Here is a 19715-nt window from a genome sequence, read left to right on the forward strand (position 1 = left end):
TATTACTTCCTTTTAAATAAATGAGTACGTTCTAAAAAATTTGTTCGTAAACCAATAATTACCCTGTTTTTTGAAGAAAAGATGTACAAAATCAATAAACTAATATAAATAAAAGCTCCGACTATAATTTCAATAATAAGTGTAAGTAGCGATGTAGGTAAAATACTTGAAATAAGAATTAAGACCATATACATTACTGAACCAATAAGAAATAATATCCCAGCATTTATCAGATATTCTCTGATATGTAAATAATTTCTAGCGATCCACGTTTGATAGCAACATAGAACTAACTCTGCAACAATTGTTCCTATAACAGCTCCCATTGCTCCTATCTTCGGAATCAAAATAATATTAATCAAAATATTAACAACGGCTCCATAAAGCAAAGATACCGTATATTCCTTGTCAAAACTTCGTGGAATTAAAAACTGAGTTCGGATGACATTTCCAAAAGCCGAAAATACTAAAGCCGGTGTCATTCCTGCAATAATTTGGCTACTTGTCCTAAATTCTTCACCCCAATAAACAGGAGCAAAGGTTGCAGAAACTCCTGCTAAACCGAAAGCACAGCCCATTGTAATCACTAAAACGATCCACATCGTTTTATCAACATATTCTAAACTTTTTTGTTCATCACCTATACTCAGTAAATGTACTGTTCGAGGCAACATTACAGCTCCAAAGGCTTGAATCAGAGCTTTTGGAATACTAATGATCTTATCTGAATTCTCATAAAAAGCAGTTTCCTTCAAACTACTATACATTCCAAGCATTATTTTATCTAGAAACGAAAAAATACTAACCGCTAAGACGGGGAAAAATAAAATAATAATAGGTTTCATGTGTTTCTTTATTTTTCCAAGACTAGGGCGCACAAAGTTTACTTGTTTTAACAAAAATGGCCATGTAATCAACTGACCAAGCAGGGTACTCCCTGCCATTATAAAGGTATATAAATAGATATCATTAGGGCTTTTTACAAATGTAAAGATAGATATTAAAGTCAATAATTTAACAAATGAATTCCTAGCAACTGTAATACGAAACTCTTCAAGACCATAAAAAAACCAACTAACATCTGTTGCATACGATAAAACATGTAATACTTGGATATAGGCTACAATCTGAAAACTATTCACAAATACTGTTGCATAAATCAAATATGAGACGGTCATAACTAGTGAACACGTTAACTGAACCGCGTAAATATTCGAAAATTCCTGATTCAAATTTTCTCTACTTGTTCGTACCTGTGCTATTGTCCGATTCCCATAATTAGAAATCCCCAACATGGACAGAATCATAAAGTAAAAAGCAATAGAATAGGTAAAAGAATAAACTCCAATTTGCTCTGCACCTAACACACGCGCTAAGTAAGGTGAGGTAATAAACGGTACTATTACAGCTAAGATCTGATATAAGACATTGTAAACAATGTTTTTCTTTAAACTAGGCAAGATTCTCCCCTCTACTGATTCAGTAAGTAACTGTACAAGCTCTCAGATTTATCATTGTAATTTTTTTTATAATTTAATTTATGAAAATCAGAAATTTGACATAATTGCTGGTAACGTTCCTTTGAAAAATCATTATTTAATTCATCAACCATTATATGTGGTGCTGCGTTCGTATAGGTGGGTACAGACTGCCAAACATCCGAATAATGTTCAGCTACAATCGTGAACAGCAAATGAAAAACAAAATAATGTATTGCAATATTCTCTCTACACCAATATTCTACTAGCAACTTCTTCACAGATAGTATTAAAGGGTGATTTGCTGTTGAAGCAATCATCCAGCTTGATGATGAAATATTTTCTTCGATTGAAGATAGACTCTTATACATAAAAAATGGATTTTTTTCAATTAATTCCTTAATTGTACTACCAGTGCAATAAACTGTGGCATCTAACCAAATACCTCCATATTTAGATAAAATCTCAACACGCAAAACATCTGAAAAATTTGCGTTATTTATGATACCTTTATTCCACTTATACAAAATTTCTTCAGGAATTGTTACATGCTGTTGAATAGTCTGAGCCGTTAATACTGTAATTTTATAATCTGGAAATTCTCTTTTAACAGACTTATAACATGATTTCACCAAATCTGGAGCATTCTCCATACCTTGAAACCAGCAAATCCAGATTTGCTTGGGAACTTTTTCTGATAAGTATGATTTATCAAAAGGGTTTGAAATTAAAGAACCGTATTTCTTTTTTAGTATTCTGTAGGCCCTATCTTCAAGTTGCACTTCTCGAATAGCCTTACTCCGAATCCACCACAAGGGCCAACGGTTACGTAAGGCGTGAATAACAACAGGAAAAAACGTTCCATTTTTTAAAGATAGTTTTAATTTTTCTATATTCATCGCCATAAAATCTATACACTCCGATTCCGATATTTTAATAAGGTTAAAGCTAAAAGCAACATCGACATATTATACTTAGCTAATACACAGATCAAACGTTTAGGAAAAGGTAAACGATGGATTGGATAGTGATACAAAACTGCTTTTGAGATAGGATCCTTACAAATCTGTCTAATTCTTTGCAAGCGTTTATGAATTCTAGAACTTTTATATAAGGATTCCTGAAAAATACATAAACGAATATTAGCAATTAAAATTCTCTCGATTCTTTCTTCCAAAATTTCTTGATTAGGTAATCCCTTAACTCTTTTTAATTGCTCGTTATACAAGATTTTATCCAACTCAAATCGATCTTCTTTATATTTCATACTTAAAGAACCAAAGTTTTCACGATAGTAGTATAAAATATCTGGGATAACAAGGGCGGATGTTGCTAATTTTAAACAATCAATTTGAAAAATAGCATCTTCTGAAATGAATTCTCTTTCCGAATGAAATAATAGCCCTTTATCCTTAAACAAAGAACGTTTATATACCCCTTTCCACACTGAAACACCTATCTTTCCATCTCCAATAAATTCTGGTGGTGAAGATATTACATCTGGTAAAAGTTCTGTGAAAATTGAATCATTTTTATAAAAAATGGAATCTAGGCTCTGATCAAGTGGTCCTATAATATTTCCTTTATTATCCACTCGATAAAAATTTTCACTATAAATCACGTCTGCATTAAAACGTTGTAAGTATGTATCATAAATTTCAAGCATCTCATATGAGACATAATCATCCGAATCAACAAAGACAATATAATCTCCTGTACAATTTTCAATACCTGTGTTACGTGCAAAACCAAGACCTTCATTGGTTTTATGTATTACTTTTATCCGATGATCTTTTTTCCCCCATTCTTCACAAAGACTTCCAGATGTGTCAGTAGAACCATCGTTTACCAAGATAAGTTCAAAATCTTTAAAAGACTGATTTACAAGAGTATTTAAACATTGAGATAAATAATTCTCTACATTATAAACTGGAACAACTACACTAAATGTAGGCATAAATTCTCTTCCTTTCAGAAATAGTTAAACACTATCTATAGGCCAGTATTCTAGCTGGTACTCCACCTATGATAACATTATCTGGAAACTGCTTAGTGACAACAGCATTCGCTCCAACAACACAACCTGAACCAATGCTGGACCCATCCAAAAAAACAGCTCCAGCACCAATCCAACAATTATGTCCTACTGATATTCCCTTTCGAGATACACCTTGTTCAACAATAAGTTTATTTAAATCACTATAATTATGATTTTCAGCATGAAAACGAACATTCTGACCTGCGATAACATTATCACCAATTGTGATACCTCCAGCAGAACCAAATAAACTATATTCTGAAAAAGATGAGTTCTTACCAACTTTCAAGCCAATCCCCATATTTTTTATAGATCCTGTTCCAATAATTTGAGAATAATCTCCAATCTTCACATTATCTGCAAAATGGATTCCTTCTTTCGACAGTGCATCTATAGACACCTTTTTACCAATTCGAACATTTTTCCCAACAAATAATTTACGCTTTGCTAAGATAGAAACTCCTTGTCCAATGAATAAACGCTTCCCCTTTTGACCAAATCCGATTCCACGTACAAATCCACGAAAGAGTCCAAAACCATAGTTCATACCTCTTTGTAGTATATACGCCATGGGTACATCAGGGTGAATGTCTACTGCTTTTCCAGTAATCTTTTTTATTAAGCTCTCAACTATCATTTATCACTCTTTCATAATACTGAATCACTTCTTTCGAGTGTTCATCTATAGTTTTTAATTTTGTATTTTCTATATCATTTTCTATAACTTTAACTACTAAGTCATTCTGATTTTTAAAAACATGTGTTTCTGGAAGTAAGTCTTTTGATCCAACATTTTCACTCACAAAAACATTTACCCCATAGGATAATGCTTCTACTGTTATCAATCCAAATGTCTCCTTCCACTTACTTGGAACAATAAGAATATCAATATTTTCATAGACACTATCAATCGTTTCCTTGGTAAAATATCCTTTTTGTTCAATGAATGAAGGACATTCTTCATTTGGAAAGTGACCATAAGTTGCAACTTCGTATAACTCTAGGTCTAAAGTTTTAGCAAACTCAATAAAATCAAAATATCCTTTATATTCTTCATCCGGACCAATATAAGCGACTCGAATTTTATCATTTGTAGTTGTCAATCTTTGATGCTGTTTAATTGAACTATTTGTTATAGATAATACTGTACTTTTGGTTGGTTTAATTTCATTTTGCTCATATACATTCTTTGCTAAACTACTATTAAACAAATAACCATCTATCAAATGGAACATCTCATTATAATAGTGTCGAAGCTCACTAAAATCTTGCTCCTCAATAACATCTCGAATAACTAAATTCTTTTTAGATTTTGGATTTTTCCCTAATAGTTTCAAAAGTTTACGAATAGTAGGATAAAATGAAATCTGAAAAAGTCTTAGTTTTTTCACACTTAAAGCATCGGAAGACATAATATTCCATGTTAAGTTTGTATTTTTATCACTATAATCCACCCCATTAAAATAGAAATGAGGTACGGGTGCTAATCCATAATAATCATGGCTCGTAAAAACCACTCTAATATTCAAGTTTTTAGCAATTTCGAGGAATTCTTTATGCAATCCCATAAACGAGTGAATATGTATAATGTCGGGTTGTACTTTTTCTAAAAAAGTACGATAAACATTTTTGTCACAAGATGCCAGGAAAGCAGTTGGATTGGATATACCTCCAAATAAAGCAAGAGGTAAGCTATTAAGCAGTTCATAACACTCAAACTTTCTTGATGATACCTTCTTTATTCCTACTTTTTTTGAAAGCAACCTAATATTTCCAGGATATAGGACAGTCACTTGATGACCTTGAGCAATTTGCTCTAGCATTAAATCCTCAGCATATTTAACCAAACCACCTGTTCGCTGGGGGTGAAATCCTAAAGTATAATGTAATATTTTCATATTTTAAATAAATTCTCGTAGTCTGTAACAATCTTTTCCCAAGTGAAAGCATCCGCAATTCTCTGATTTGATTGTCTATCTAACTCATCAATCATCTTTTCATCAAATTGTTCAACTTCCTCAATCACTTGTGATAGTTCGTCTTTTTTCCAATAGATGGCACTTTGCTCCCCAACTTCGCGGTTAAAACCAACATCAAGTAGTAGGTTCAACTTTGTTGACTCCAAAGCTTCAAGTAACGAAGGATTGGTTCCTCCAACTTCATGTCCATGGAAGTAAGCAAAGGCGTTTTCTCGAATATACTTCAGAAGTTCTTGATCGTAGACTGTTCCAACAAATTTCACTCGTGAATCTTTATCAAAGCTAGTACTTGCTAATAGCTGATTATAAAATTTATTCTGTTCTACATTTGTGATTAAGACAAAGTCCTTCTTAGAGTTAGACGCCAAAAAGCCACGTATCATAGACTCATAGTTATTCTCTGGAACAAAACGTCCTACAACTAGGTAATACTCGTTTTCAGAAACATTCTTCTCTTTGAACCAAGTACGTACTTTTTCATCACTACTTTTTAATGTAGAGCGTGTTGTATCTGTTCCATAAGCGATATAGGTTGTCTTAGGTTGGTACTGTTTATAATCTTCTTGAATATACTTTTCAATATTCTTACTATCACACACTAAAAGATCTGCATGTTTGACCATTAGACTTTCAGAAATTTTCCAGTAGCGACGAACTGGGGCGCTCCACTTAGCTCGCAACCACTCATGACCATCTGGATTAACCAGAAGAGTCCCACCTATTGCTTGAATTTTTTTCTTGATTCCATGGATAAAAGGTCCAATGCGACAAGCTAAAATATAGAAGATAGGAGCTTCATCCTTATTTTCTTTTGCAATCTCAATCGCTCTGTTAATTGCAGCGATATCATACGCTATAGCTCGCGCTGGACCAATATTAGGTACATCGACGTTATAACAGATAGCACCGTTATGTTTAAAAACATCCTCAGTAATTCCTGACTTTGCAGAGTTTTCACGCATACAAGCCACATAATATTGGATATCCTTATCTTGTTGAAAGGCTGTTAATTTTTCAACAAAGGTTTCAAAGCCCCCATACTTAGCAGGAATCCCTTTTGACCCTACGATATAGACAGTTTTTTTCATGTTACTCCTAATTTATAGAAAGAGAGAGCAAGCAAACTTACTTCGCTCCATCTCTCATCAACACAACTTTTACAGTTTTTAACAATATTTCAAAATCTTTCCAGATGGTCCAATCATCAATATAAGCCACATCCAGTTTCACGACTTCATCAAAGTTTGTAATTTCACTTCGACCACTAATTTGCCACAAACCTGTAATACCAGGTTTAAAGCTGAGACGACGTTTTTGTTCAGGTGTGTACTTTTCGTACTCATCTACAGTCGGCGGACGCGTACCGACTAGACTCATGTCTCCAATCAAAACATTCCAAAATTGTGGCAATTCATCCAAACTAGTTTTTCGGATAAAGTGTCCAATCTTAGTCACTCGAGGATCGTTATTAATCTTAAACATCCCACCTTGCATGGTATTTTGATCCATCAACTGTTCTTTAATAGCTTCAGCATCGACTCGCATCGAGCGGAATTTATAAAAAGTAAAATGACGGCCATTTTTCCCGATACGAGTTTGAGAAAAGATTGCTGGCCCTCCATCTTTACGAATCAAGGGAACTAAAAATAGACTAGCAATTCCACAAAGGATCAACCCAACAATAGCACCACAAATGTCGAGGATGCGTTTGGCAATTATGTGACTTGGCTTGTAAAAATTTGTAGAAAATGTCACTACATTCAAACCAGCCATTTCATGAATTTGTTTATCTCGGCCTAAACTTTTATCGAAAGCATTTAAGTTAACTGTTACATCAATTCCCATTGTTTCAAACTGAGAAATAACAGCTCCAATATCATAGTCCTCACTTGGAAGATTGACAAAGACTTCATCAACTACTTCATGCGTAGCATAGGAGAGTAGCTGTTCTCTCGGCACAACGACCACCTTGTCATGAGAAAACTCCGGCTTGTCTAAGACACATATAGCAACCAGTTTCCCTTGGACATCATTTGCGGTCAATAAACGATCCAGTACTTTTTCAGTACGAGATGTCGCTGTAATCAATAGAATCTTGTTACTACCTTTCAAGTTGTGGTTAAAGTGTACCCAGTAACGTTTGACAACAAAACTGAGTAAATAATTTAAAACTCCATACAAGGAAAGTAAGTAAATCATTCCTCGTCTAGAAATCACGAATTTTTCCTTTAAGAAGAAACTTGAAAAACTAATCAACAAGGCATAAAAGAGGATGTATTTGACCGTTTCTACTAACTCAACATACTGACCTCTTTTAAAAAAATCCTTACCGTAGCCACTGATGTAAAAGGCTACAAAATGAAGGAAAAATAGAACGAATACTGTATTTAAAACAATCTCAGTTTCTGTAATTGCAATCAGAATATATGCTAATAAACTAACAAGTATACTCTGTAAACAGGCCAGAGTTACATTGTAGAATCCCCTTCCTTCCATACTGAACTCCCTAACTTATTTTTTATCTTTTACCGTAAGAGCCATAAGAGCCATATTTTTCGCGTTGAACATCAAATTTATTCAGTATTACTCCCAAAAATGGTGTTCCTGTTTGTTCTAACTGACCCTTGGCTTTTTGAACTTCTCTTCGTTTTGCTGCACCAGCCTCTGTGACTAAAATCGATGCATCACATTTTTGCACAATAATCGCAGCATCAATCACAACTCCGATTGGCGCAGTATCTACGATGATGTAATCAAAATATTTACGCAAGGTTTCAATCATTCTTTCAAAATTTTCACTTTGTAAAAGAGCTGTTGGGTTTGGAGAAACTGCTCCTGATTGGATAACAAATAAATTCTCAACATTTGTCTCGCAGAGTCCATGCGATAAATCCTGCGTTCCAGCCAAATAATCTGTCAAGCCAGTAATTCTTTCTCTTGACTTAAACACTCCAGACATGACTGAGTTTCTGATATCAGCGTCAATCAAGAGTGTCTTGTAACCTGCACGCGCAAAAGCCCAAGCAATATTGGTAGAAGTTGTTGATTTACCTTCACCAGGATTGACAGATGAAACTGCGATGACCTTTAAATTGTTTCCACTAAGCTGTATATTTGTGCGTAACGCATTGTAATATTCTTCTGCTTTTTTTACAGAATCAATTCTTTGTTGTGCTAATTCTAACTTTGCCATATGTTCTCCCTTACTTTAATTTGTCCAAATCCGGAATAACTCCAAGAAGTGAGATTTTCATAACATCTTCGATATCTTCTGGACGTTTGACACGATCATCGAGCAACTCAACTAGTAGAACGAGGACAATTACGACTCCTGCCCCTGCTCCAACCCCCATCAAGGTATTGCGACGAATATTTGGTGAGGATGGCCCAGTAGCTGGACGGGCTTCCTCCAAGGTAGTTACGTCAGAAACACGGGTTACAGAAATAATCTTTTGAGCCGCAACTTCTCTAAGAGCATTGGCGATACGGCTTGCTTCTTCTGGTTTAGTGTCAGTGACAGAAATAGATACGATACGTGTTTCTGCAGGGACAGTCACCTGAACCTTTTTAGCCAATGTTTTGGCATTAATCGTTAAGCTAAGATCTGATACGACTTTTTCCAAGACATCTTGTGAAAGGATAATCTCACGATAGTCCTTAACCAAATAGGCTCCCGCTTGTAAATCTTGATTTGTCAACCCAGGTTTATCTCCTTGAGGACGGTTGATAACATAGATACGAGTCGTACTTCTATACTCAGGCTTCACCACGAAACTACTATAAGCGAAGGAAGCAGTTCCTGCTAAGATAGCCACAAGAAGAACGAGCAGTTTCTTTTTCCACAGTCCTTTTAACAACTGAATTACATTAATTTCGATAATATCTTGTTCTTTCATTATAACTCCTAAATAATTTGATCTTTAATGATTTTTTCGGGATTTAACATAAATAGTTCCCGAGCTTTATCCAATCCATACTTTTTACTTACGATTTCGTAGGCTTCTTTCATATAAGGTGGACGACTATCCAGATTATGCATATCACTAGCAACTATATGAACCAAGTCTCGCTCCAAGAAATAGCGAGCACGTTTTTTCATGAATTTATAGGTATCTCCAAAAAGTTTTGGTTTAAGGATACTTGAACTATTAACTTGTGTATAGCAGCCCATATTAATAAGCTCTTTAACCCTTTTTTCGTTGTTTTCCAAAGCATCGTAACGCTCTATATGAGCTATTACTGGAGTTATTCCTAGCATGAGAACATTGGTTAATGCATTATGGATTTCACGATAAGGGGTATTCATACTGAATTCGATCAAGGCATAGCGAGTGCCGTTTAATTGTGGAATCTGCTGATTTTCGAGTTTCTTAAGAGCGTCACTAGTGTAATAGATTTCCGCTCCATACAAAATCCTTAAGTCAGGGGCAATCTCCTTAGCTAGTTCCTTGACAACTTTAAAATTCCTTGCAATTTCATCCTCCGGAGTTTCGAACATCCCCTTTCGACGGTGTGATGTCGAAACGATGGTGCGAACTCCTTGAGCGTAGGCTTCTTCGAGAAGAGCTTTGCTGTCTGCCCAATCTTGAGGCCCATCGTCTACATCAAAAACTATGTGCGAATGGATATCAATCATCTTATCTACCTTCCATGATATCTTTGATCTCTGTTTTTAAAGTTTCCAAACTATTAGAATCCACTTCTAACATATACAGACTGCTATCCGGCATAGCATAGGAAGGGAGATCCATACGACCGGTCCCTTTTAAATCTCGAGTGATGACAGTATATTTACCACCACTTTCCAGTTGAGCATTTACCAAGCTCACCATTGTTTCAGCTGGCATATTTGTTTGCACTGAATCTTGCAAGCTTTGCATAATGCCATCAAAATTCTTCAAAGCTTCTGTTGAGGTTAGTTTCTGAATTATAGCAGAAATGACTTTTTGCTGGTTACGGCCACGATCCCCATCACCGTTTGCTAATGAATAACGCTCGCGCACAAATCCCAGAGCTTGTTCAGAGTCTAGATGAACATTACCAACAGGGAAATGATATTTGCCGTGAAGCGATGTAAACTCTTGATCGTTATAAACATCTACCCCACCTAGTAAATCGATCAATTTCAAGAAGGAGGTGAAATTAAGTCGTGCATAGTAATTCAAGTCAATACCATAGAGATTTTCTAAAGTATGGATTGATGCATCCACACCATAAATACCTGCATGGGTCAATTTATCATTTTGATTATTTCCACCATCAGCTATGGGCACATAAGCATCACGAGGAGTCGTTGTCAAAAGAATTTTCTTAGTCTCTTGATTAACAGTCATGATGATATTGACATCCGAACGTGAAACTGAGCTGATCGGTCCATAAGTATCAATCCCACTAATGTAAAGGTTAAAGGCCTTGTTTTGAGAAACCTTAGGCGCTTCAACAGTCTTGGTTAATTCCTTAGTGTAGATCTTTTTAATCTTCTTGGCGTGGTCTGGATATTCTTGTTCAATCAGGTTTTCAAAAACACTATTCAAGACAATTGCCTTAGAGTCTCCCGCCAAGAGACTCTTATAAGCTGCAAGATATGAAGAGCTCTCTTCAACAGACAAGTCTTTACTCTGAGTTGCTTTAATATCATCTAGCAACTTTTGGATGTTTTCAGAATCTGTCCCAGTTGGAGCTGTCACGCTGGAAAGTTGTGACACATTGCCAATTTCACTATCTGCCAAGACAGCAACACTGATAGAATAACTAGAATAGTTGGATGTCGCATTTAATTGATTGGCCAAACTAATGAACTGTCGAACTCCAACCAAGGCTAGTGAGCTGGTCATGATAGATAGCACGAGCATAATTAAAGTAAAAATCTTAGCTTTTCTATTTAAAATCAAAAACAAGGCTACTAGTGCAATGACCGCCATAACAACAGCTAGAAGAAGATTGGCATAACTAACAGCTAAGATATGATATCTGAATATTAAAAACAACAAAAAACAAGCGAGTACTACATATACCAGCAACAAAGTAATATTGAAGCTTTGTTGAAACTTACTCGTTTTACTTTCTTTTGAACGTCTTCCCACCTTACACCTCTATTAAACATTTTATTTTTATTATATCACAAAGTAACACTGGATGCTATCAACACCTGAAATGCAACCGTTTTATTTCACCTTAAAAGCAAAAATATTATATTTTAATCATTAAACACCTCAAAGTTTTTCAAAAAAAGACTCAAATCTAAAAAATTGGTGCTACAGAAATCGGTATACGAGATCTTGTTGTCACAGTTCCATACCTGCAATCCCCCAATAATCTTCTGAATTTCTGAATGCTCTAGCTAGAGAAAAGCTAAAATAACTTTCGAAAGGTCAAAAAGCCCAAAAACTAGTAATTGCCAATTTAGAGACTTATTACATGCAAAAAAGGCTAGGATGTCATCCCGGCCTCTTTTTATCTTATTTGACGTGATTTTCAAGCTCTTTTTGACTCTGTTCGACTACTTTTTTACGTTCTTGTTCCCATTTGGCTTTAGCTTCGTCAAACTGGGCAATGGTAACCACATCTTTCTGCAATCTCATGTACTTGTAGTTACTTCCAGTACCCTTGATTCCGACAAGTGAGTATGCGCGTGTGAACGGAGTGACACGTGTTACTGAAGCTCCACCACCATCTGAATTCACAGGGATAAGAAGAGAACTGTCAATCAACCAAGCTTGCGCATCTGCATAGTTTTCATAGCGTTTGGCTACATCTGAGCTTTCTGCATCTGCCGCTTTCAATTTCTGAGTGTATTGATCCATTCCTAGGCCTGTAATCTTGTCAGCATCCTTACTTGGATCAAGTCCCAAAATCTTAAGATAGAAACCATCTTCTGCATTGAAAGGATTGAGGTAAGTCGAAGGATCTTGGTAGTCTGCTGACCATCCATCCAAGTTCAAATCATAGTCATGATCAGCTGGTGTCGGTGCTTGGAAAGTCGCATTGGCATAGTCTTCAGTTGAAACTAAAACTACATCAATCACCACATTTTCAGCTCCAAGTGTGGATTCCACAGATTGTTTGAGTGAATAAAGCTTAGGAAGCAAGGTTTTGTTGACCTGATCCACTGGCAAATCTAAATGAATCGGGAAGGTTACACCTTGAGCCTCTAGTTCTTTTTTAGCTTCTGCTAATTGAGCTTGCGCTTTTTCTTTGTTGAAGTAAGCATCTTGGGCATCTTCAAGATTCATATTTGTCCATTGTGTACCATAGTTGACCAACTTAGATGCAACTGTCTCACCAAAAGTCTTATCTCCTACTTGTACGAAAGTAGGTGGCACAAGTGTGTTACGAAGAGTGTTTTTCGCAGCTTCTTCACCATTAGACTGAGCTGAGTAAGATGTACGATCAAGGGCGAAGTTGATAGCTTGACGGAAGTTTTTATTTGAAACAGCAGCCTGAGTAGCTTGTTTTTGTTCATCGCTGGTCTTAGCTGTGAAATTATAAGACTGACGATTGACGTTAAAGTTATAGTACCAAGAAGTTGCACCTTGCAAACTATAGACGATATTGTCCTTGTATTTTTCCTTTGTCTTAGCAAAGTTTGAACTATTTGGGTAGACACCTGCAGATGAGTAGGCTCCACTTTCAAAGTTACGAATCGTCATATCTTGGTCAGAACCATCAACATAGGCCAACTTAACTCTTTCAATCGTCACTTTTTCTTGATCATAGTAATGAGGGTTTTTCATATACTCAAGTGATGATTTAGATGTGAATTCTTTTAGCAAGTATGGACCACTATAGAGAATACTATCTGCTTTTAACTCTCCAAATGCTTTATCTTTAGAAGTCAAGAATTCTTCGTTAACTGGAAACAAAATGCTATTTGTTGTCTTAGAATTCCAGAAAGGTTCTGGACGTGTCAAGGTATATTGGACAGTATAGTCATCCAAGGCTTTAACACCAACATTTGAAAAGTCAGTATTTGCGCCTGTCACATAATCATCCAAGCCTTTGATTGAGTTTTGAATCAAATCCAGCGCTTGACTCTTATTATCAGCAGCGTATTTGACACCTGTCACAAAGTCTTGAGCTTTGATAGGTGCATATTCCTCCCCATCAGCTGTGAACCACTTGGCATCTTGGCGAAGTTTGTAAGTATAGGTCAAACCATCCTTTGAGACGCTCCAATCTTCTGCAAGGGCAGGAACAAGATTTCCGTAGTTGTCATTTTCCAAAAGACCATCTACCAAGTTGGTGATAACATTGGTATTGTCACCTGAATAGTCCAAAAGGTAGTTAAAAGTTGTTGGGTCAGCCCCAAAGGTTGAAGAATAGGTTTTGTCATCTGACGCAGACTGGCCACAAGCCGTTAGCAAGATAGCTGCAGCAAGAGTCAAACCTGCTCCTAATAAGCGTTTTTTCATGCCCATGATTTACTTTCTCCTTATATGTTAGGTTTTATAACATGTATATATTTTAACAAATTTTGTACCAAAAGTAAAGTTATTTAATTTTTAGAGCTTTCAAACCATAAAAAACAGAGAACCCCCGTCGCATTTGACAGGCATTCTCTGTTTCTATATTTTATGAAGGCTATTTAACGTGGTTAGCTAGCTCTTTTTGGTATTTGGCGTTTGTTTCAATCTTCTCTTTTTGCCATTTCTTGAGAGCTTCTTCGTATTCTTTAGTAGTTACAATATCATTTTGCAACTCTAAACCTTTGAATACAAACGGATCTCCCTTGATACCAACTTGAGAGTAGGCTTTTGTAAACGGCACTGTGCGACTTACGGTTGGAGAACCGCCTGAAGAAGCAACAGGGATGAGAAGGGCGCTATCTGAAACCCAAGCTTGTGCTTTAGCGTATTTTTCATAGCGTTTGTTGAGGTCTGTTGTTTCAGATGCTGCATCATCCAAGAGTTTCTTGTACTCATCAAGTCCAACTTGAGCCATGACTTCTGGATCTTTTCCTTTTGTGATACCCAAGTGTTTAAGGGCAGAACCCTTCTTAGCATCTAGGATATTGAGGTAGGTCGCTGGGTCTTGATAGTCAGGTCCCCAACCAGTTCCGTTCAAGTCATAGTCCTTTTGAGAAGGAACTTTAGCTTGAGAAGTAATGCTCATCTTTTCATTATCAGTCATTTGAAGAACATCGATGACAACATTTTCAGTTCCAAGCGCTGCTTCGACAGATTGTTTGAGGGAGTTGGTCTGCTGTACAGCGATGACATCTGTTTGTTCAACTGGAATATCCAAGTGAATTGGGAAGGTTACGCCCTTGCTTTGCAATTCTGACTTGGCTTTTTCAAAAGCAGCTTTTGCTTTGTCTGGGTTGTAAAGAGTATCTTTACCGTCTGTCAAAGCAACATCTTTCCATTGATCACCATAGGTGACAAGTTGTTCTTGCGCCAATTCTCCAAAGGTCTTTTCACCTACTTGGACATAGTCAAAAGGCACAAGGCTATTACGGATAATCTTGTCTGCACCTTCTTCACCATTCAACTGAGCCGCATAAGAATGACGGTCAAGCGCGAAATTGATGGCTTGACGGAAGTTCTTGTTGAGAAGCGCTTCTTTTGTTGATGTTTTTTGAGCATCATCAGTCTTAGCTGTCTTATTGTAAGATTGACGGTTTACGTTAAATGTAAGATAATAGCTAGTTGCTTCTTGCGGGCTATAGACAATCTTATCTCCGTATTCTTGCTTGGTTGATTCAAAGTTTGAAGAAGTCGGGAAGAGACGAGCTGTTGTGAATGACCCTGATGCAAAGCTACGAATCAATGACTCTTGGTCAGATCCATCATAGAAAGTAAGCTTGATGTGATCAATCTTAACATTATCTTTATCCCAATAGTTTGGATTCTTTTCGTACTCGATAACTGATTTTGAAGTTAGATTCTTCAAGATATATGGGCCGTTGTAGAGAATAGATGACGGTGTTGGTGTTCCATAATCTTTACCTTGAGAATTTAGGAATTCCTCATTAACTGGAAGCATCGGTGCTGTTGTCACCTTAGAATTCCAGAAGCTTTCAGGTTGGTTCAAGGTGTATTGAACAGTATAATCGTCGACTGCCTTGATCCCTACCGTTGAAAAGTCATTGCTCTCACCGCTAACATATTCTGCCAATCCTTTAATAGAATCTTGGATAAGAGTTAGACCATCCGACTTGCCATCTGCCGCATGTTTCAATCCAGTCACAAAGTCTTGAGCCTTGACTTCTGCATATTCTTCACCTTCAGAAGTATACCATTTCACACCTTTACGAAGCTTATAAGTGTAAGTCAAACCGTCCTGTGAAACTGACCAATCCTCAGCTAGAGATGGAATCAAATTCCCATACTTGTCATTTTCCAAGAGTCCATCTACAACGTTTGCGATAACGTCTGATGTCGAACTTTTACTAGTAACACTATAGTCCAAAGATGATGGATCGATAGCATATACATATGAGAATGATGTCGGAGCGTCAGCTTTTTTCTCAGTCTTACCACAAGCTGCCAAAAGAAGAGCTGCACTCATCGTAATCCCTGCTACTGCGAGCCACTTTTTCGATTTCATTGGTATTCTCCTTTAAAATACTATTTTCACCATTATACCCTATTTTCCCATAAAAGCAAGGGTTTATAAGGTATTTTTTAGAAAATTCAAACAAATATTTATTAAAGAAATTTCTACACTTATTTTAGTAAAGAGAGTGGGACAGAAATCGGTAATTCGTTAGAATTCGATTTCGTTGTCCCACCTCCGCACAGTTGAGTAGGGCTGTAAAAGCTGATGAAATCAGCGTAGTAGAGCCCACTCAACCACTGCGTCTTGCTCGGTAATCCAAAGACAATTGAGAGGCTGGCACTTTTGTCCCAGCCTCCTTTAGGTTTATTTGGCTAATTCGACACAGAAGGCATCCCAGGGAGCTAATGTTAGTTGTTCTAAGGTAGCTTTGACATCTGTATTTGCAATCAAGACTGACTTAAGGACTGCATCCAAGTGAAACTCTTGTTCTTGACTTGAGAGGTTAACTACCACTAAGAATCGGCGATTCCCGTCCTTACGGATATAAGCAAAGACTTTTTCAGCCGTTTCTAATAATTCAAAGTCAGCTTGAATTAGCCAGCTATTTTCTTTGCGAATCTGAACTAATTTTTGATAAGTATAGTAGATGGAATCTGGATTTGCTAAAGCCTCTTCTACATTAATCTTCGCATAGTTTGGATTGACTCCTAACCATGGTTTCGAGCTTGAAAAGCCAGCGTAGTCTGTAGTATCCCACTGCATTGGGGTACGCGCATTGTCACGCCCAATCACACGAATACTATCCATAATTTGCTCTAGCGGTACACCTTGTTCTAGCGCTTCTTTGGCATAGTTGAGGGATTCAATATCCTCTACTTGATCTAGCTTTTCAAATGGGAAATTGGTCATCCCAATCTCCTCACCTTGATAGATATAGGGTGTTCCTCTCATCAAATGAAGTAAAATCGCAAAAGCCTTGGCTGATTTCTCACGGTATTCTTGGTCATTTCCCCAGATAGAGACGATTCGAGGGAGGTCATGGTTGTTCCAGAAGAGGGAATTCCACCCATCCTCAACTCCTAATTCTGTCTGCCATTTGTTGAAAATCTCTTTTAATTCCCCAACATTTAGCTCTTTTTGGTACTGCCACTTAGGTTGTCCTTCCTGATACTGAAGACAGATATGTTCAAACTGGAAGACCATAGACAGTTCTTGTCCTTTTGGATCTGAATATAGTTTTGCGATTTCTGGTGTCGCTCCCCATGTCTCCCCTACTGTCAAGAGCTCTTTGCCGCCGAAAGTAGCCTGATTCATTTCCTTGAGATAGGGATGGAGCATAGGACCATTGTTGACAATCTTCTGATCAGGAATTTTCCCAATCATGTCAATAACGTCCATACGAAATCCACCGATCCCTTTATCAATCCAAAAATTCATCATTTCATAGATTTTTTGGCGTAGTTCTTCATTTTCCCAGTTAAGGTCTGGTTGTTTCTTACTGAAAAAGTGCAGGTAATATTGACCAGCCTTTTCGTCGTATTCCCAAGCAGACCCACTAAAGATAGACTTCAAATCATTGGGCTCATCTCGCCAGATATAGTAGTCACGTTCAGGGCTGTCAGGATTCTCACAGGCCTCAACAAACCAAGCATGCTCATCTGATGTATGATTGACCACCAAATCCATAATGATTCGGATATCTCGTTTTTTAGCTTCAGCAATGAGCTCATCCATATCTTCCATGGTTCCAAAGATAGCCGCGATATCTTGATAATTGGCAATATCATAACCATTGTCATCCATGGGGCTATCATAGACTGGAGAAAGCCAGATCGCTGTGATCCCTAACTTAGCTAGATAGTCTAGCTTACTGGTAATCCCAGGTAAATCACCAATCCCGTCCCCATTGCTATCCTTAAAACTCTTAGGATAGACTTGATAAACAACTGCATTGTGCCACCATTTTTCTTGCATATTCTTACCTCTTTTGCTATTTCATCTATAGACCATCATAGTCTTTTTCAACCATTTATGCAAGCGTTTGCTTGAATCTTTTTCCTTATTTCGAACCTCCGCGGTTTCTTATCTTCTATTTTTTTTATATAATAGAGGTCAGAGGTAAAAAAATGAAAAAACAAGCTTTTAGTTCTGAACAATATTTGAATCTGCAACGCGACCATATCTTGGAGCGTATTCATCAATTTGACGGTAAGCTCTACTTGGAGTTTGGGGGCAAGATGTTGGAAGACTTCCACGCTGCTCGTGTTCTTCCCGGTTATGAGCCTGACAATAAAATCAAACTCTTGCAAGAGTTGAAGGAACAGGTCGAGGTTGTAATTGCCATCAACGCTAGCAATATCGAGCACTCAAAAGCTCGTGGAGACTTGGGCATTTCTTATGACCAAGAAGTGCTTCGTTTGATCGATAAATTCAATGAACTCGGTATCTTTGTTGGTTCAGTTGTCATTACTCAATATGCAGGCCAACCGGCAGCTGATGCCTTCCGTAATCAATTAGAGAAAAATGGTATCGACTCTTATCTCCACTACCCTATCAAGGGGTATCCGACAGATATGGATCACATCATTTCTCCTGAAGGTATGGGGAAAAACGACTATATCAAAACTAGTCGTAACTTGATTGTCGTGACTGCTCCTGGGCCTGGTTCAGGTAAGTTGGCAACTTGTATGTCTAACATGTACCACGACCAAATCAACGGTATCAAGTCTGGCTATGCTAAATTTGAAACCTTCCCAGTTTGGAATCTCCCACTTCATCATCCAGTAAATTTGGCTTATGAAGCTGCTACAGCAGACCTAGATGATGTCAACATGATTGACCCATTTCATCTCCAAACTTATGGAGAAACCACAGTCAACTACAACCGCGATATCGAGATTTTCCCTGTTCTGAAACGTATGTTAGAACGTATCCTAGGTAAATCTCCTTATGCATCTCCGACTGATATGGGCGTCAACATGGTTGGCTTTGCCATTATTGACAACGATGCAGCGATTGAAGCATCCAAACAAGAAATCATCCGTCGCTACTACCAAACAGTGCTTGATTTCAAGGCTGAAAAAGTCGGTGAAACTGCCGTTAAAAAAATCCAACTGCTCATGAACGACCTTGGCATCACACCAGCTGATAGAAAGGTTGCTGTTGCCGCACGTCAAAAAGCAGAAGAAACAGGCGGACCAGCTCTAGCTCTTGAATTACCTTCTGGTGAAATCGTTACTGGTAAGAACTCAGAACTCTTTGGTCCAACAGCCGCTGCTTTGATCAATGCAATCAAGAAATCAGCTAACATCGATGCTGAAACAAAATTAATTGAACCAGAAGTGGTGAAACCAATTCAAGGTTTGAAAATCAATCACTTGGGTAGCCGTAACCCTCGACTCCACTCAAATGAAATCCTTATCGCACTTGCAATCACAGCTATGCAGAATCCTGATGCAGATCGTGCCATGAAAGAACTCGGAAACCTCAAAGGAAGCGAAGCTCACTCTACGATTATCCTAACAGACGAAGACAAAAATGTTCTTCGCAAACTAGGAATCAATGTAACCTTTGATCCTTACTACCAATACGATCGTTTGTATCGCAAGTAAAATACGACACTCACTCCTCTAAGAGTTGGATCCTCATCGTCCAGCTCTTAGAGTTTTTTTATGGTGATCAAGTCGAATTTTTTTTTAAAGGCTTTTAATTTAATTATTG

15 protein-coding genes are annotated in these 19715 nt (G+C 37.3%); 1 reads left to right on the forward strand and 14 read right to left on the reverse strand.

What is annotated here, in order from left to right; all coding sequences use genetic code 11:
* Positions 1-2 precede the first annotated feature (2 nt).
* The 14 genes from ACORHT_RS08380 to ACORHT_RS08445 all read right to left on the reverse strand — a co-directional run bounded on the left by ACORHT_RS08380 (position 3) and on the right by ACORHT_RS08445 (position 17969).
* Complete coding sequence (locus tag ACORHT_RS08380) at positions 3-1460, reverse strand: oligosaccharide flippase family protein (protein WP_153225230.1); 1458 nt, start codon at positions 1458-1460, stop codon at positions 3-5.
* Positions 1461-1471: 11 nt separating this feature from the next.
* On the reverse strand, positions 1472-2383 hold the full coding sequence (locus tag ACORHT_RS08385; protein WP_434350007.1) for a capsular polysaccharide synthesis protein: 912 nt from the start codon (positions 2381-2383) through the stop codon (positions 1472-1474).
* Positions 2384-2388: 5 nt separating this feature from the next.
* Positions 2389-3435 (reverse strand): glycosyltransferase family 2 protein, encoded by a 1047-nt coding sequence (locus tag ACORHT_RS08390; protein WP_033680703.1) that lies wholly within the window; start codon positions 3433-3435, stop codon positions 2389-2391.
* Positions 3436-3466: 31 nt separating this feature from the next.
* Positions 3467-4153, reverse strand: coding sequence for an acyltransferase (locus tag ACORHT_RS08395; RefSeq protein ID WP_033680704.1), 687 nt, complete (start codon positions 4151-4153; stop codon positions 3467-3469).
* Positions 4143-5414 carry a glycosyltransferase family 4 protein gene (locus ACORHT_RS08400; protein ID WP_153225231.1) on the reverse strand — a complete coding sequence of 424 codons (1272 nt, stop codon included), beginning with the start codon at positions 5412-5414 and terminating at the stop codon, positions 4143-4145. Before ACORHT_RS08400 ends, ACORHT_RS08395 begins: the two co-directional genes overlap by 11 nt.
* Entirely contained in the window at positions 5411-6583 is a 1173-nt protein-coding gene (gene cps2T, locus ACORHT_RS08405; RefSeq protein WP_434350008.1) for a beta 1-4 rhamnosyltransferase Cps2T, read from the reverse strand. The genes ACORHT_RS08400 and cps2T overlap by 4 nt, the downstream gene beginning before the upstream one ends.
* Before the next feature lie 37 nt (positions 6584-6620).
* The gene (locus ACORHT_RS08410; protein ID WP_434350009.1) at positions 6621-7991 is read right to left on the reverse strand and encodes a sugar transferase; all 1371 of its coding nucleotides are present in this window, start codon (positions 7989-7991) and stop codon (positions 6621-6623) included.
* Between the two features lie 22 nt (positions 7992-8013).
* Entirely contained in the window at positions 8014-8688 is a 675-nt protein-coding gene (locus tag ACORHT_RS08415) for a tyrosine-protein kinase (RefSeq protein ID WP_434350010.1), read from the reverse strand.
* A gap of 10 nt (positions 8689-8698) precedes the next feature.
* A complete protein-coding gene (locus ACORHT_RS08420; RefSeq protein ID WP_434350011.1) occupies positions 8699-9391 on the reverse strand; it encodes a CspC family polysaccharide chain length determinant protein in 693 nt (230 codons plus the stop codon).
* Positions 9392-9399: 8 nt separating this feature from the next.
* Complete coding sequence (gene cps4B, locus ACORHT_RS08425) at positions 9400-10131, reverse strand: capsular polysaccharide biosynthesis protein Cps4B (RefSeq protein WP_434350012.1); 732 nt, start codon at positions 10129-10131, stop codon at positions 9400-9402.
* A 1-nt stretch (position 10132) separates the two neighbouring features.
* Entirely contained in the window at positions 10133-11578 is a 1446-nt protein-coding gene (locus ACORHT_RS08430) for an LCP family protein (protein WP_434350013.1), read from the reverse strand.
* A gap of 375 nt (positions 11579-11953) precedes the next feature.
* Positions 11954-13912, reverse strand: a complete 1959-nt coding sequence (locus tag ACORHT_RS08435; protein ID WP_434350014.1) for a peptide ABC transporter substrate-binding protein — start codon at positions 13910-13912, stop codon at positions 11954-11956.
* A 163-nt stretch (positions 13913-14075) separates the two neighbouring features.
* Positions 14076-16043: a peptide ABC transporter substrate-binding protein gene (locus tag ACORHT_RS08440; RefSeq protein ID WP_153225237.1), complete on the reverse strand. Its 1968-nt coding sequence runs from the start codon at positions 16041-16043 to the stop codon at positions 14076-14078.
* Between the two features lie 315 nt (positions 16044-16358).
* Positions 16359-17969: a glycoside hydrolase family 13 protein gene (locus ACORHT_RS08445; RefSeq protein WP_434350015.1), complete on the reverse strand. Its 1611-nt coding sequence runs from the start codon at positions 17967-17969 to the stop codon at positions 16359-16361.
* A 152-nt stretch (positions 17970-18121) separates the two neighbouring features.
* Here ACORHT_RS08445 and ACORHT_RS08450 point away from each other — a divergent pair, with 152 nt between their 5' ends.
* Positions 18122-19606, forward strand: coding sequence for a DUF1846 domain-containing protein (locus ACORHT_RS08450; RefSeq protein WP_434350016.1), 1485 nt, complete (start codon positions 18122-18124; stop codon positions 19604-19606).
* The last annotated feature ends 109 nt before the right edge of the window (positions 19607-19715 follow it).

This window comes from Streptococcus sp. KHUD_014, from assembly GCF_051106275.1.
GTDB lineage: Bacteria > Bacillota > Bacilli > Lactobacillales > Streptococcaceae > Streptococcus.

What these genes read in the sequence shown, in the direction of transcription:
- ACORHT_RS08385 (WP_434350007.1), bottom strand. Translation starts at nt 2,383, where the DNA reads ATGGCGATGAATATAGAAAAATTAAAACTATCTTTAAAAAATGGAACG.
- ACORHT_RS08390 (WP_033680703.1), bottom strand. Translation starts at nt 3,435, where the DNA reads ATGCCTACATTTAGTGTAGTTGTTCCAGTTTATAATGTAGAGAATTAT.
- ACORHT_RS08395 (WP_033680704.1), bottom strand. Translation starts at nt 4,153, where the DNA reads ATGATAGTTGAGAGCTTAATAAAAAAGATTACTGGAAAAGCAGTAGAC.
- ACORHT_RS08400 (WP_153225231.1), bottom strand. Translation starts at nt 5,414, where the DNA reads ATGAAAATATTACATTATACTTTAGGATTTCACCCCCAGCGAACAGGT.
- cps2T (WP_434350008.1), bottom strand. Translation starts at nt 6,583, where the DNA reads ATGAAAAAAACTGTCTATATCGTAGGGTCAAAAGGGATTCCTGCTAAG.
- ACORHT_RS08410 (WP_434350009.1), bottom strand. Translation starts at nt 7,991, where the DNA reads ATGGAAGGAAGGGGATTCTACAATGTAACTCTGGCCTGTTTACAGAGT.
- ACORHT_RS08415 (WP_434350010.1), bottom strand. Translation starts at nt 8,688, where the DNA reads ATGGCAAAGTTAGAATTAGCACAACAAAGAATTGATTCTGTAAAAAAA.
- ACORHT_RS08420 (WP_434350011.1), bottom strand. Translation starts at nt 9,391, where the DNA reads ATGAAAGAACAAGATATTATCGAAATTAATGTAATTCAGTTGTTAAAA.
- cps4B (WP_434350012.1), bottom strand. Translation starts at nt 10,131, where the DNA reads ATGATTGATATCCATTCGCACATAGTTTTTGATGTAGACGATGGGCCT.
- ACORHT_RS08435 (WP_434350014.1), bottom strand. Translation starts at nt 13,912, where the DNA reads ATGGGCATGAAAAAACGCTTATTAGGAGCAGGTTTGACTCTTGCTGCA.
- ACORHT_RS08440 (WP_153225237.1), bottom strand. Translation starts at nt 16,043, where the DNA reads ATGAAATCGAAAAAGTGGCTCGCAGTAGCAGGGATTACGATGAGTGCA.
- ACORHT_RS08445 (WP_434350015.1), bottom strand. Translation starts at nt 17,969, where the DNA reads ATGCAAGAAAAATGGTGGCACAATGCAGTTGTTTATCAAGTCTATCCT.
- ACORHT_RS08450 (WP_434350016.1), top strand. Translation starts at nt 18,122, where the DNA reads ATGAAAAAACAAGCTTTTAGTTCTGAACAATATTTGAATCTGCAACGC.